Source organism: Microterricola viridarii (assembly GCF_900104895.1).
GTDB lineage: Bacteria > Actinomycetota > Actinomycetes > Actinomycetales > Microbacteriaceae > Microterricola > Microterricola viridarii.
Genome location: NZ_LT629742.1, coordinates 3,183,196 through 3,196,795 on the forward strand (window position 1 = coordinate 3,183,196; position 13,600 = coordinate 3,196,795).

13 protein-coding genes and 1 pseudogene are annotated in these 13,600 nt (G+C 71.2%); 9 read left to right on the top strand and 5 right to left on the bottom strand.

Annotation, left to right across the window (positions count from 1 at the left end; genetic code table 11):
• Positions 1–15 precede the first annotated feature (15 nt).
• From BLT62_RS14600 to msrA, 5 genes and pseudogenes are all read left to right on the top strand, one after another.
• Positions 16–381 (top strand): hypothetical protein, encoded by a 366-nt coding sequence (locus BLT62_RS14600; RefSeq protein WP_172829723.1) that lies wholly within the window; start codon positions 16–18, stop codon positions 379–381.
• A gap of 93 nt (positions 382–474) precedes the next feature.
• On the top strand, positions 475–1,647 hold the full coding sequence (locus BLT62_RS14605; RefSeq protein ID WP_083364719.1) for a MarP family serine protease: 1,173 nt from the start codon (positions 475–477) through the stop codon (positions 1,645–1,647).
• Between the two features lie 300 nt (positions 1,648–1,947).
• A complete protein-coding gene (locus BLT62_RS17905; protein WP_172829724.1) occupies positions 1,948–2,403 on the top strand; it encodes a pyridoxamine 5'-phosphate oxidase family protein in 456 nt (151 codons plus the stop codon).
• Between the two features lie 143 nt (positions 2,404–2,546).
• Positions 2,547–3,032, top strand: a complete 486-nt coding sequence (gene msrB, locus BLT62_RS14615) for a peptide-methionine (R)-S-oxide reductase MsrB (RefSeq protein ID WP_083364721.1) — start codon at positions 2,547–2,549, stop codon at positions 3,030–3,032.
• Positions 3,029–3,549 (top strand): annotated as a pseudogene (gene msrA / locus BLT62_RS14620) (peptide-methionine (S)-S-oxide reductase MsrA). The gene msrB and the pseudogene msrA overlap by 4 nt, the downstream one beginning before the upstream one ends.
• A 33-nt stretch (positions 3,550–3,582) precedes the next feature.
• Here the strand turns inward: msrA and BLT62_RS14625 are convergent.
• Together BLT62_RS14625 and BLT62_RS14630 are read right to left on the bottom strand one after the other, a co-directional pair.
• Complete coding sequence (locus tag BLT62_RS14625) at positions 3,583–4,278, bottom strand: hemerythrin domain-containing protein (protein WP_083364722.1); 696 nt, start codon at positions 4,276–4,278, stop codon at positions 3,583–3,585.
• A gap of 79 nt (positions 4,279–4,357) precedes the next feature.
• On the bottom strand, positions 4,358–4,744 hold the full coding sequence (locus BLT62_RS14630; RefSeq protein ID WP_083364723.1) for a DUF7715 family protein: 387 nt from the start codon (positions 4,742–4,744) through the stop codon (positions 4,358–4,360).
• A gap of 158 nt (positions 4,745–4,902) precedes the next feature.
• On the opposite strand from BLT62_RS14630, the gene BLT62_RS14635 reads away from it, so the two are divergent.
• The gene (locus tag BLT62_RS14635) at positions 4,903–6,264 is read left to right on the top strand and encodes a hypothetical protein (RefSeq protein WP_083364724.1); all 1,362 of its coding nucleotides are present in this window, start codon (positions 4,903–4,905) and stop codon (positions 6,262–6,264) included.
• On the opposite strand, the gene BLT62_RS14640 is transcribed toward BLT62_RS14635, so the two are convergent.
• Positions 6,261–6,710: a very short patch repair endonuclease gene (locus BLT62_RS14640; RefSeq protein ID WP_231919232.1), complete on the bottom strand. Its 450-nt coding sequence runs from the start codon at positions 6,708–6,710 to the stop codon at positions 6,261–6,263. The genes BLT62_RS14635 and BLT62_RS14640 overlap by 4 nt on opposite strands.
• 20 nt (positions 6,711–6,730) lie before the next feature.
• The gene (locus tag BLT62_RS14645; RefSeq protein ID WP_083364726.1) at positions 6,731–7,336 is read right to left on the bottom strand and encodes a dihydrofolate reductase family protein; all 606 of its coding nucleotides are present in this window, start codon (positions 7,334–7,336) and stop codon (positions 6,731–6,733) included.
• A gap of 208 nt (positions 7,337–7,544) precedes the next feature.
• Here BLT62_RS14645 and BLT62_RS14650 point away from each other — a divergent pair, with 208 nt between their 5' ends.
• Positions 7,545–8,549, top strand: a complete 1,005-nt coding sequence (locus tag BLT62_RS14650) for a hypothetical protein (RefSeq protein ID WP_083364727.1) — start codon at positions 7,545–7,547, stop codon at positions 8,547–8,549.
• 95 nt (positions 8,550–8,644) lie between these two features.
• On the top strand, positions 8,645–8,980 hold the full coding sequence (locus BLT62_RS14655; RefSeq protein ID WP_083364728.1) for a GNAT family N-acetyltransferase: 336 nt from the start codon (positions 8,645–8,647) through the stop codon (positions 8,978–8,980).
• Between the two features lie 63 nt (positions 8,981–9,043).
• On the opposite strand, the gene BLT62_RS14660 is transcribed toward BLT62_RS14655, so the two are convergent.
• Positions 9,044–9,859 carry a nuclease-related domain-containing protein gene (locus tag BLT62_RS14660; protein ID WP_172829725.1) on the bottom strand — a complete coding sequence of 272 codons (816 nt, stop codon included), beginning with the start codon at positions 9,857–9,859 and terminating at the stop codon, positions 9,044–9,046.
• 185 nt (positions 9,860–10,044) lie between these two features.
• On the opposite strand from BLT62_RS14660, the gene BLT62_RS14665 reads away from it, so the two are divergent.
• Complete coding sequence (locus tag BLT62_RS14665) at positions 10,045–13,215, top strand: M14 family metallopeptidase (RefSeq protein ID WP_083364730.1); 3,171 nt, start codon at positions 10,045–10,047, stop codon at positions 13,213–13,215.
• Positions 13,216–13,600: the final 385 nt, after the last annotated feature.

The window sequence follows — 13,600 nt, forward strand, 5'->3', positions numbered from 1 at the left end:
TGGAAGAAGGTCATCATGAACATCCGCACCCCGCTGCTGGCCGCGACGACACTCGCCGCGAGCGCGATCCTGACCGGCTTTGCGCCGACCGGCGGCCCCGACGACGAGCAGGACACGACGGGCGTGGCCCCGGTGCCGCTGCGCATCACCTCGCTCTGCAGCGCCCCCGACTACGTGCTCGCCCAAGCCCCTGAAGGTCTCTGCGACAGCCTGTCGAACGAACCGCTCCCGGCCGCGAGCGAGCACTACCACCCGCGCTGGGCGCACGGCGGCGACGCGGTTGACTCGGCGCCGCTGCGCTTCACCCCGAGCGCGCAGCTCTGCAGTGATTCGCCGGGGTCCCCGCTGTACGGCCACCGCGGCTACCGCATCACCTGCTGAGCACCCGGCGCTTTCCCAGCTGGGCGATGGCCGGATGCCGGAGAGTAGTAGTCTCTGCGGCATCCGGCCGCCTGTTCTTCTGAAGGAGTCCGCGTGACGAGCTCGCTCATCCTCGACATCGTGGTGGGCCTGATTCTGCTCGGCGCCGCGCTCTCCGGCTGGCGCGCCGGCCTGTTCCGCAGCGCGTTCGGCGCGCTCGGGCTGATCGCCGGCGGCGTCGCCGCCTACCTGCTGCTGCCACAGATCTCGGCGTGGGTGCCCGCGCCCGAGTGGCGCGCGGCGATCGTGATCGGCAGCGGCATCCTGCTGTTGATCGCGGGCAACGCGCTCGGCTCGCTCGTCGGCGGTTTGCTCGGCCGCGGCATGAAGGTCATCAAGTTGAGCGTGCTCGACCGCATCGCCGGATTCGCGCTCAGCCTCGTCGCCACCGCCCTCGTGCTCGGCACGGTGGCGGGCGGCGTCGCCAGCATGGGCGTTCCGCCCGTCACGCAGGCCATCTCCGGCAGCGTGACCCTCGGCTCCATCGACCGGATGACGCCCGACCCGGTGCGCTCCTTCCTCGCTGGCGTGCGCACCTCCGCGATGAACGACGCGCTGCCCTGGGTGATCGACACGATCGCGCCGCCGGAGAACCTGCCGACCGCCGCAGATGTCGATGCCGGCTCGCCCGCGTTGACTGCCGCCGCGGCGTCCGTCGTGCGCATCACCGGCACCGCCCCCGCCTGCGGAATCAGCCTGGTCGGCAGCGGCTTCGTCGTCTCGGACGACCGTGTCGTCACCAACGCGCACGTCGTTGCCGGAGTGGAGGAGGCCGTGATCGAGGCACCAGGTGAACAGCCGAAGACCGCCCGCGTCGTCTACTACGACGCGGCAACCGACCTGGCCGTGCTCGCCGTCGACGGGCTGGATGCCGCCGCGCTCGACCTCGGCAGCGCGCTGTCGCGGGGCGACGGCACGGCCGTGCAGGGCTATCCGCTCGGCGGGCCGTTCCGCTCGCAGGCCGCGACCGTCGCCGAGGTGACGAGCATCCCCCGCACCGACGGCAGCTTCGGCCGCGAGGTGTACGCCCTGTCGGTCGAGATCCAGCAGGGCAACTCGGGTGGGCCACTGCTCGACCAGAGCGGCGACGTGGTCGGCGTCGTCTTCGCGAAGTCCGCCGTCGTCAGCGATATCGCCTACGCGCTGACCCTCAGCGAGCTGGCCCCGGTGGCCGCAGCCGCGCCCGGCCTGGCCGAGCCGGTGTCCTCCGGCGTGTGCGTCGGTTAGCCTCCCAGCCCGGCCGGGCTCTCGTTCCGGCCCTGTCCGCGGCACGGGCTGTCCGTGGCAGAGCCTGTCCGCGTGCCGACCCTGTCCGCGTGCGCTCGGCCGGGCATTCGGTTGCCACGCGCAGCGGGGCGCCCGCTTGAGCGGCGTATCGACACAATCTCCGGCCGAGGGTGCACCGGATGCCGGCGCTTGGACCCCTCCGGCCGACGGTACTCGTTGGCTCGAGGGACCCTGCGACTGAAGCCAACCCGGCGTGCTACCGTGTGGCCACCCAGCACCCCTGTGTGGAAGGACTCCCCCGTGACCGCTTCGACAGGACAGCCCGCGTTCACCCTCGACCCGGCCGACGACGTGCAGGCCCGTGCCCTCGCCCGGCTGCAGAGCGAGCAGATCGCGTGGTTCACGAGCATCCGCCGCTCCGGCTTCCCGCACGCGGTGCCGGTGTGGTTCCTCTGGTGGGAGGGCGAGCTGCTGGTGCTCAGCGAACCGCAGGCGGTCAAGGTGCGCAACGTCCGCGGCAACGAGAAGGTGCTCGTGCATCTGGAGGCCGGCCGCGGCGGCGAACACCTGACCGTGCTGCGGGGCACCGCCGCCGTCTCGCCCGAGCCCACCAGCGGCTGGATCGACCGCATCGGCGCCGAGTACGCGGCGAAGTACGGCCGCGGCCTGGCCGGCCTGAGCCTCGACATGGCCGGCATGGCCGCGCAGTACAGCGCCGTCATCCGGATGACGCCGACCAAACTCACGGCGTGGTAACCGCAGTCGGGCGCCGCCGGGGCCGCGGGCGCCCCCGAACTCACAGCCGGGGCACAGCCTTGCGGGAACACGGCCGCCACGGCATCCGTTCTTTACTGTGACGTCGCGGCCAGCGGCGCCGACTCACCACCAGGAGGAACACAGTGTCCACCGAGTACCGCAAGACACCAGAGTCGCTCGCCCATCTCACCCATGCGCAGCACTTGGTGACGCAGAAGGACGGCACGGAGCCCGCCTTCCACAACGCGTATTGGAACAACCACGATCCCGGCATCTACGTTGATGTCGTCTCCGGGCAGCCGCTGTTCTCGTCCACCGACAAGTACGACAGCGGCACCGGCTGGCCGAGCTTCACCCGGCCGATCGAGCCGGCCGCGGTCACCACGAAGACCGACCGCGCCCTGTTCATGAAGCGCACCGAGGTGCGCTCCAGCGGCGCCGACAGCCACCTCGGGCACGTCTTCGACGACGGCCCGGCGGATGCCGGGGGCCTCCGCTACTGCATGAACTCCGCGGCGCTGCGTTTCGTGCCCGTCGCCGAGCTCGAGCAGCAGGGGTACGGTGAATACCGCGGCCTGTTCGATCCATCCGCACCATCCGCAGATTCACGTAGCAAGGAGCAGTCATGACCGCCGCAACCGAAACCGCCATCCTCGCCGGCGGTTGCTTCTGGGGAATGCAGGACCTGATCCGCAAGCGCCCCGGTGTGCTCTCCACCCGGGTCGGCTACAGCGGCGGCGACGTGCCGAACGCCACCTACCGCCACCACGGCACGCACGCCGAGGCGATCGAGATCGTCTTCGACCCGAGCGTGACCAGCTACCGCGAGATGCTCGAGTTCTTCTTCCAGGTGCACGACCCGACCACGCCTAACCGGCAGGGCAACGACCGCGGCACCAGCTACCGCTCCGCGATCTTCACCCTCTCCCCGAGCAGAAGGCCATCGCCCACGACACGATTGCCGATGTCGAGGCCTCCGGCCTCTGGCCGGGCAAGGTCGTGACCACCGTGTCGCCGGCCGGCCCGTTCTGGGAGGCGGAGGAGGAGCACCAGGACTACCTGGAGAAGTACCCCAACGGCTACACCTGCCACTTCGTGCGCCCCGGCTGGGTGCTGCCGAAGCGGGACGCCGCGGCGTCCGTCTAGCGCCGGCCCGACGCGGAACCCAACCGCGCGTCGCTAGCCCACGAGCGACGCGCGGTAGCGCGCGTACTTGCGGGCGCCGACCGTGCGCCAGATGAGCCGCGCGGGCGCCGGCAGGTGCTTGCGCTGCCACTCGGCGCCGCCGTCCGGCTGGGCGGCGAGGATCATGCCGAGCGTCGTGAACATGGCGCCCTTCGGAGCGGATTTGCGCCCGTGCTCGGCGAGCGCCTCCACCTCGTCTTGCGCGAGCACGTGCTCCATCACGGGCACGACGGTCGTCTCCTCGTCAGGCAGGTGCACGGCGAGTGCCGCGTTGATCCCGGTGAGCGCCTCCGTGACGGCCCCGACATCCGCCGCCCGCCCGCTGAGCCGCCAGCGCGGCAGCGCCACGTCGAGCGCGGTCAGGTGCACCAGCATCTCGGCGTGCTGCCGCCGCATCCGCTCGACGTGCACCGTGCACGCGGGGGCGCGCTCCTCCAGCCGGTCCCAGAGCAGGGTGTCCTCGCCCTCGTGGTGACCGTGCAGCCCGGTCGAGAGATTCGCCAGGTGCTGCCCGACCCGGTCGGCGTGCGCGGCGTCGCCCTCCCGAACGCCGCGGATGAGGGCGGCGCCCTCCCCGAACCCGGCCCGGAACATGCGGTGGATCTCGGCCATCCCGCTGGCGTCACAGCTCTTCGTCCCGCCCGCGGGTTCGGGCTGGTCGCCATTCGAGGGCAGCGCGGTGGCAGGCATGAGGCCTCCGATCGTCGGTGAACTGGCGATGGCACACTACGCCCCGGCCACGGGCCCGGCAAGCGAATTGGCCCGGGCATCAGCGCCGCACCCGCACGTGGTCGACGCAGCGCTCCACGACGAGCCCCTCGCGCAGCGGGGCCGCGATCGCCACCAGTCTGCCGGCTTGTTCCACCGGGTCGAAGTCGCAGCTGCAGCCGTTCAGCGCCGGCCCGTGGTGGGCGACGGCGAGCGCCAGGACGAGGTCGCCGAAGCCCACATCATCGAGGTCGCGCACCATCGCCGTTGAGGTCACCCGATCGCTGAAACAGCCGCGAAAGGTGATGGCGCAGTCACACGGCCCGTACGGGAACCGCCGACTGTCTGGGCACGGCTCCACCAGGAAGACGAGCTCGCCCTCGACGCCCTCCATGACGTCGCTGGGCCGGGACCCCTGCTTCTTGCTCGTTGCCACGAGCACCTTCATCGTTCTCTCCGCTCCGGCACGAGCGTGTTCGATTGAGTTGTCTGCAGGCTACGCCGGGCCTCCGACACGACTCGGCGCAGCCATGCGCCAGCACGCAATCACTGCCGGTATCGTGGAAAACACGTGCGCCCGGCATCCGCAGAGAAATGATCAGTCCCATGTCGCAACAGAAGAAGTCGCGCTCCACCGGCCCGAAGTCGCGCCCCTCGCGCCCGGCCAGCCCGAGCGGCCAGGCCCACCGCGGTGCGCGCGAGACGCCGTCGACGGCGGAGGCGCGCCTGCTCGCCCAGTTCGCCACCTGGTATGCCCGGCACCTGACCGAGATCGACGACGCGGAGTCGCACGGCTCCCTCGAATCGATGCACGGCACCCTCGGCGTGCTGATGGAGATGACGCGCACCCTCGGGCCGCGGATGACGCTGGCCACGCCGACCGCGCGTACTCTGCAGGCGCTCCTCGACTATGTCATCGAGCTCGGCCGCGACGGAGCCGCGCCTGCCGAGACGGCCCGCGCCGACCTGGACGCGAGCGACGAGGACGAGCTCGACCTGCGCGACCGTGTCGAGGCGCTCGTCGAGGTGCTCGAGCACTACCTGGACTTCCTCAGCGAGACCCGGAGCTGGCGGGCCTCGGATGCCGACTTCGACGCCGCCTACGACGTGCTCGACGACGCGATCGCCGAGTACACCCCCGTCGGCGAGATGGTCGGACTGCTGCTGGACGCCCTCACCGAGGTCGAGCAGGTTCCCCCGGCGGAGCAGCTGCAGGCTCTGGACGCGCTGCCCATCGTGCAGGGCGTCGACGGCCTCCTGGCGTGGGTCGGCCGCGGCCGGCCCATCCTGCGCACGGGGGCGCTGCAGCTTGCCGACATCCAGACCGTGGCCGCCCTGATCGGCATCAATGCCGTCGGCCAGCCCGGCGCGGAGAACACCGACCTCGCCCACCACCTCTACGAGATGGCGACGGCCGGAACCCCGGGTGCCTTCGACCCCGAGGCCGAACCGCGCCAGGCCGGCTCGATGTGGGACCTCAGCGACCTCAGCGCCTGGTGGGCGGCGCTCGCCCAGTCCGGCATCACCGAGGTCACCGCCACCACCGTGCGCCCGGGCCCGACGGCCGCCCAGTGGCAGGCGGCGGATGCCACGGAGCGCCTCGCCGCGCGCACCGAGCTGATCGACAACTACGTGCAGGAGTGGCTCGACAGCGAGGCAGAGAACGAGGCCCCGACGACCGCCCAGACACTCACGCGGATCATCGCCGTGCTCGCCGGAGCCATCTGCCCCGCGGCCTTGCCGGCGGCCGGCAGCGCAGAGATCGCGGAGCTGGTCGATGCGGAGCTGGACTTCGAGGCCAACGCCACGGCGTCCTTCGCCGCGTCGCTCGTGCTGCACCAGCTGAGCCGGGCCGGGCTGTTCGAGGCCCGGAGCGCAGACGACGGCACCGAGCGCCTGCTGGTGCCCGCGGCGCTCCGCCCCGCCCTGGCGGCCGTGGTCGGCCCGCTCGCCGCGAGCCTGGTCTAGCCGCGCCCGGCCGAGGCGGCGTCCAGCACAACGTCGATCGCCGCCACGACGGATGCCGGCTGCTCGTGCTCCCAGAACCGCAACACCGTCCAGCCGGCAGCCGCCAACCGCTCCGCGGTGTCAGCGTCGCGGGCCCGGTTGCCGGCGGCCTTCGCCTCCCAGTAGTCGCGGTGCGCGACCGGCGCCTGGTAGTGCAGCGGGCAGCCGTGCCAGAAGCAGCCGTCGATGAAGACCGCCACCCGGGCGCGGGTGAAGACGACATCCGCGGTGCGGCGCAGCCCCGCCACCGGCCGGTAGTTCACTCGGTAGCGGCGCCCCTCTGCGTGCAGCAGGCGGCGCACCGCCAGCTCGGGGGCGGTGTCGCGGCTGCGGTTGCCGCGCATCGAGGCCCGAGCTGCCTCCGAACTGGCCCAGGAGGTGGCCGGCATCCGAGGCGAATCGACCATGAGGGGCCATGGCGCAGCCCTCAGTGCAGCACCTTGTAGCGCACGTGCGTGACCAGCGGCGAACTCGTCACGCCGAACTGCTCCAACTGCACGTCGCCGACGCCCTCGAGCAGCCGCTCGCCGGCGCCCAGGACGACCGGCGCGATGTGCAGGCGCAGCTCGTCGAGCAGGCCGGCGGCGAGCGCCTGCTGCACCGTGGACGCACCCCCGGCGATTGACACCCCGCGGCCGCCGGATGCCGCGAGCGCCCGTTCGTGGGCAGCGACGAAGCCGTCCGTCACGAAGTGGAACGTCGTGCCGCCCGCCATCTCCAGGCTCTCCCGCGGGTAGTGGGTGAGCACGAAGACCGGGCCGTGGTACGGCGGCTCCTCGCCCCACCAGCCGCGCCACTCCTCCGGCCCTGCGGAATCCCACGGGCCCCGGATCGGCCCGAACATGTTGCGCCCCATGATGAACGCGCCCGCGTCGACGATGGCCGCGATCTCGGCCGCGCTCTCCTCGGGGTGCTCGAGATGCCAGCGGTGCAGTTGCATGCCGCCGACCCCGAGCGGGTTCTCCAGGCTCTGGTTCGGCCCGGCGCTGAAGCCGTCCACCGAGACGGCGATGTCGCTGAAGACGTTGCCCATGGGCCGATCCTCCTCCCGCGGGCCGCCGCCTGCAAGCATCGGTCACTGTCCAGAGGCTTCCTTGGAGTGGGCTGCCGCCTTTCGCGACGCGCGCGTCGCGCCCGCTGGCTCGAGGGAGGGTGCGACCGACGCCAACTCGCCGCATCCGGGCAATCCCTGTGGCGGCGCGGCTCCGCGTCCCCCAGACTTGCGGCGGAAAGGCCCTCCCATGCTCATTGTGCTCGTCTGCATCGCGCTGGCTCTCTGCGGTCTGGCGCTCATGGTCGCCTGGCGCCGACTGAGTCTGACCCCGCCGGATGCCGCCGAGCTCGGGGCGAGCGCAGGCAGCCGGGAGGTGCAGCCGAGCCCCGCGGAGTCGGTGCCGGCGACCGCCCCGGTCGCGGTGCCGCCCGGGTCGCCGCTGCCGGCGCCCGCGGCGTCTGCCGCCCCGCCCGCATCGGCCGCCCCGGCATCCCCCAACACACCACCCGCACCTGCCGGCCCGGCCCAGCGGGTCCGCGCCGCGCTGCGCCGCTACCTGTGGTGGGCGACCGTCGTGACGGTCGCGTGCTTCGGCACCGCCCTGCTCTGGAGCCTGCCCGCCTCCCGCCTGGTCATGCGCGTGTTGGCGCTCACCTCGCCGCACGCCGAGGGCAGCCACACCGAGGCGGAGGCGCTCGTGGGCACCATCTCCGTCGACGGCACCCTCTCCCTGCTGATCTTCGGCGTCCTCCCCAACGCGTTCCTCTCCGCCGTCCTGTTCGCGCTCATCCACCGTTGGCTCCCCCGCGGCTGGCTGGGCGGCCTGATCTTCGGTTCGCTCCTTCTGGTGGTGGCGGCGCCGATCGACGACCCGCTGCGCGCGCGGAACCCCGACTTCGCCTTCCTCGGGCCGGGCTGGCTGGCCGTGCTCCTGTTCACCGTGCTCGTCCTCGGGCACGGGATGCTGCTGGCCGCGGTGTTCGGCTGGTACAGCAGGCGGCTGCCGCTGCGCCCCGCGCGCCCGTGGCTGGCCTACGCCCCGCTGCTCGCGGCCGTGGTCTACATTCCGATCGGCGTCCTGCTGCTGATTGGCGCGGGCGCCACTGCGCTCGGGGCGCTGATCGTGCCGGCGGTCGGGCGCTGGTGGGTGTCCCGGTCGGTGGCACTGGCCGGCCGCATCGCGCTGGCGCTGCTCACCCTGCTCGCCCTGCCCGGCTTCATCACCGCGGTCATCACGATCGCCGCTCGCTGAGCGCCCGCCCTCCCCGCTTGCTCGAGGGAGCCTGTGCCCGAAGCCAGCCGCCCCGCTCGGGCATACAAACCGGTCCACCCGCGTTGACCCCTCCCATGAGCGAATCCACAGTGCAGCCCGAGGCCGTCGACACCTCCACCGTCACCATCCGCCGCAACGACGAGGCGAGCCGCTACGAGGCACTGGTCGGAGCGGATGTCGCAGCCTACGCCGAATACCGTCTCCGGCCATCGGAACGCATCGTCTTCACGCACACCGTGACCGAGGAAGCCTTCACCCGTCGCGGCATCGCGACCCAGCTCGTCGAATGGGCGCTCACCGATGCCCGCGACCGCGGCGAGACCATCGTGCCCCGCTGCCCGTTCGTGGTCAGTTATCTGGAGACGCACCACCAGTTCGACGACGCGCTGGAGCGCCCGGCCGGCGACTAAGCGCGCACGCCCCTTTTCACGTCGGCTCGAGGGAGCGCCAGCGACCGAAGCCGAGAGCGCCCGCTACCCGGCCAGCGCGCCGAGAATCAGCGGCAGCAGCGTCGGCAGGAGCGCCCACAGCCCCACGAGCAGCGCGACAATCCCGGCCATGCCGGCGAAGCCCCACAGCCGTCGCCGCCTCCGCGCCGCCCGCACCTCCGCGTGCAGGGCCGCGAACTGGCTGCGCGCCGCGACGTGGTCGCCGGCATCCGTCGCCCGCCAGGAGGCCGGGTCGTCGACGACGGCCAGCACCTCCGCGACCGCATCGGCGCTGAGCACCGCCGGCTGCTCGCGGAGCCACCGGCGCACCTCGTGCGAGTTCAGCACGCGCACGCGCTCGGGCCGCTCCTTCACGGTGATGCGCTTGGGGTCGACGAACACGAGCAGCGGGTGCACCGCAATCGGATGCGGCAGCCGGCTGCCCAGCAGCTTCGCGACCTTGCCGGCCTCGCCCGTCGCGGCCGGGATGTACGGCTGGCGCTGCCCGTCGACCAGGAGCGTGCGTCCGGCCACCCAGATGCCCTTGTCGGCGTGGTGCTTGGTGTTGATCGTGAAGACGCCGCCCGGCCCGACCACCAGGTGGTCGATGTCGGTGTCCTTGGTACCGACTGGCAGGGCGTGCCGCGTGGCCCAGCCCTCCGGCAGGCGTTCGAGGATGCCGCCGACAGCGATCTCTCCGACCGCGCCGAGGTACCAGGAGCGCGCCTCCTCGGCGAGCGGCGAGCTCCCGAAGAAGCGTTGCACCGGAGTGCGGGGCGTCGCGCCGGCCTGGTGGCGCAGTGTCTCGTCGATGACGAGCTGGCCCGCGAATCGTTCGCGCATCGTTGCGGTACTAGCCATCGGCTCCCCTGAGAGTTTCTCACTCACAGTAATGCCCATTGCGGCAAACGGCCGAATCCCCCGAACGGGTCTGAACGCAGGAAATGCGAGCAGGGCACTCAATTCACTCTTGACGGCACCCGAACGGGGGTCAAAGATGTGAATCGTTCGGCTTGCCACTGTTCTGCTTGACGCCAGGAGTGCTCATGTTCCGTCACCTCGCCATCGCCACCGTCGCCGCTCTCGTCATCACCGGCGTCAGCGCAGCACCGAGCATGGCGAGCTCGCCGCCGCCCGAGGCATCCGACCAACTCTCCGTCTACACGGGCACCGTGGACGCCGCCGGCCTCGCGGCCCTCGTCGACCTCGGCGTCGACCGCCACGACGTCACGGCCACACCCGGCAGCGACGGCAGCATGGACGTGCAGGTGATCCTGAGCGGCGAGCAGGCGAGCGAGCTCGCCGAGGCGGGCACCGAGCTGGAGCTGAAGGCGGCCCCGGATGCCGGCCGCCGCACGCTCCAGGCCGAGGGCGTCTTCCGCATGTACAGCGGTGCCGGCGGCCTGCAGGAGGAGCTCATCGGCCAGGCGGCCGCCTTCCCGAAGATCGCCCAGCTGCAGCAGATCGGCCAGACCGTGAACGGGCAAGACATCACGGCGGTGCGGGTGACGAAGAACGCGAAGGCGGGCAAGGACGGCAAGAAGCCGACGACTGTCTTCATCGGCGCGCAGCACGCCCGCGAGTGGATTACCCCCGAGATGGTGCGCCGCCTGCTCAACGAGGTGCTCACCGGCTACGGCAGCGACCCGCGCATCACCAAGCTCGTCGACACGACCGAGATGTGGTTCATCCCGGTGGCCAACCCCGACGGCTACGACTTCACCTTCCAAGAGGGCCAGCGGCTGTGGCGGAAGAACCTGCACGACAACAACGGTGACGGCGTGATCGGCACGGGCGACGGCGTCGACCTCAACCGCAACTACCCGACCCGCTGGGGCTACGACAACGAGGGCTCCTCGCCGAATCCGGCCAGCGAGACGTACCGCGGCACCGCGCCGGCATCCGAACCCGAGACCAAGGCGCTCGACTCGCTGTTCAAGCGTCTCTCCCCCGAGTTCTTCATCAACTACCACTCGGCCTCGGAGTTGCTGCTGCACGGCATCGGCTGGCAGGTGGCCACCCCGTCGCCGGACGACGTGATCTACGAGGCGATGGTCGGCGACGACGCGAACCCGGCCGTGCCCGGCTACGACCCCGACATCTCGGCCGAGCTGTACACGACGAACGGCGACACCGACTCGCACATGCAGGAGGCATACGGCGCGCTCGGCTTCACCCCCGAGATGACGACGTGTGAGACGGTCTCCGACTCGATTCCGGATGACGCGTGGCTGTCCGAGGACTGCCTGAGCGGCTTCAACTTCCCGGACGACGAGGGCCTCATCCAGGCCGAGTTCGAGAAGAACGTGCCGTTCGCGCTGGCCGTCGCCGAGTCGGCACTCGACCCCGACGACCCCGTGTCGGTCGTCAACCGCGACGCCGCCGACTTCCAGGTCGACAGCTTCACCGTCTCCTACGGCGACCCGCAGCCTGTGGCCGTCGTCGCCAAGCGCAGCCTGCAGAAGCGGGAGCTGAACTACTCCATCAATGGCGGGCCCGTGAAGCGCGCGGGCGTGAACGAATGGGCGGGCGGCGAGCGCTACGGCGCCGAGAACACCGACTACTACGCCGAGTACCGCGGCATCGTGAAGGGCGCGAAGCCCGGCGACAGCGTCGAGGTGTGGTTCACCGGGCGCGCGCACCCCCAGGACAAGAAGGGCAGCGCCGCCGCCCGCACGGTGGAGAGCGAGCACTTCACGTACACGCTCGCCCAGGACACCGGCAACCCGGCGCTCGTCATCGCCAACGAGGACTACACCGGCGTGAACCCCACCTACCCTTCCGGCACGACGGCGCCGAAGTACCTCGACGAGCACGTCGCGGCGCTCCAGGCCAACGGCGTGACCCCGGACGTGTGGGATGTCGACCAGCAGGGCGTGCCGCATCCGCTCGCCGTGCTCAGCCACTACGACGCGACGCTCTGGTACCTCGGCGACAACCGGCTCACCCAGGACCCGGAGGACGAGCTGACCGAGTTCGGAAGCCAGGCGCTGCCCGACCTGTCGGTGGCCGAGCGCACCCAGTACCTGACGCTCGCGCTGCGCGACTACCTCAACGAGGGCGGCAAGCTCGGCTACACCGGCGAGACGACCGGCTACTACGGCATCCTCGCCGGCACCCTCGGCGGCATCTACTACGGCCTCGACGGCGCCCCCGACCAGCCCTGTGCCGTGACCCGGGACGCCTTCAGCGACTGCCTGCTCTACGCCGACGACTTCACCCAGTACTGGATGGGCGAGTACAACCGCACCCCGCTCGCCGCCAGCGGCGTCCTCGGAACGGCGGCCCCGATGGACGGCATCTCGGCCCTCTTCGGCGGCCCGGCCACGGTCGACAACCCCGTCGACGAGGCCGGCGCCCTCTCCCCCACCAGCGCCACGCTGCCGGTCGATGAGTTCCCGCAGTTCGCCAGCAGCGCGGTCGCCGACTACGCCGACCCGCAGGGCCCGTTCATCGCGATCGAGGGCTCGTGGGCGATGGCCGCCCCGCACATCGACGACGGCTACCAGCGCCTCGTGCGCAGCTACGACCTCAGCGCCCTGACGGCGGCCGACGCCCCGGCCTTCGAGGCCAAGTTCTCCTTCGACACCGAGGAGGGTTACGACCACGTGATCGTCGAAGCCCGCACCGCTGGCGGCACGAACTGGACGACGCTGGCGGATGCCGCAAGCGGCGCCCCCGGCGCCCCCGGCGACGTGGCCACCTCCAGCGCCGTGCCGGCCGAGTGTGAGGCGGGCTTCCTCCTCGAGGAGCACCCGCAGCTCGCCAACTACCTCACCCTCGCCAACCCGTGCGTGCCGAGCGGTAGCTCCGGCGACTGGAACTCGTTCACGGGTTCCTCCGGCGGCTGGGTGCCGGTCTCCTACGACCTCAGCGCCTTCGCCGGCCAGCAGGTGGAGCTCTCCGTCAGCTACGTCACTGACCCGGCCACGGGCGGCACCGGCCTCATCCTCGACGACACCAAGCTCGTGACGACGGCCGGCGAATCGCAGGCGGAGGGCTTCGAGACAGGCCTCGGCGCCTGGAGCGTCCCGGGTGCCCCGGCCTCCAGCCCGGGCAACGCCTCGGACTTCGTGCGCACGAACGGCCTCGGCGGCATCGTCGCTGGCGTCACCACTCCCGACACCGTGATGCTCGGCTTCGGCCTCGAACAGCTCGCGACCGACGCCGACCGCGCCACCGTCGCCGGGCGGGTCCTGAGTCACTTGCTCGGGTAGGCGAATCGACCAGCTGCAGCAACACGCCGCGGATCGCTGAAGGCCCGCTCCCGAGCACGCCTCGTTCAGCAAATGAGAGGGTTGCAGGTTCGCTATCGTTGCGCAGATGGAGGTCGATCGACGCCGAGGTTCGTCTGGCTCGAGCCGAGCCTGATGATCAGCATTCACCGGCGCAGTCGAATCCGAGTCTTCCCCGCGGGGCTGTCGAACGTGACCGTTGCCGAGACACAATCACTCAGCTGGGCATCGCAGCCCGCGCTCCGAACGCGCGGTCACATCGACTAAGTGGTGAGGTGTTCAATCCACACCAGCATCAAGCGTCACGCTACGCTCAGATGCGATAGGCATCGAGAGCGGCCCGCCAGAGGATGCCCCGACAACGGCC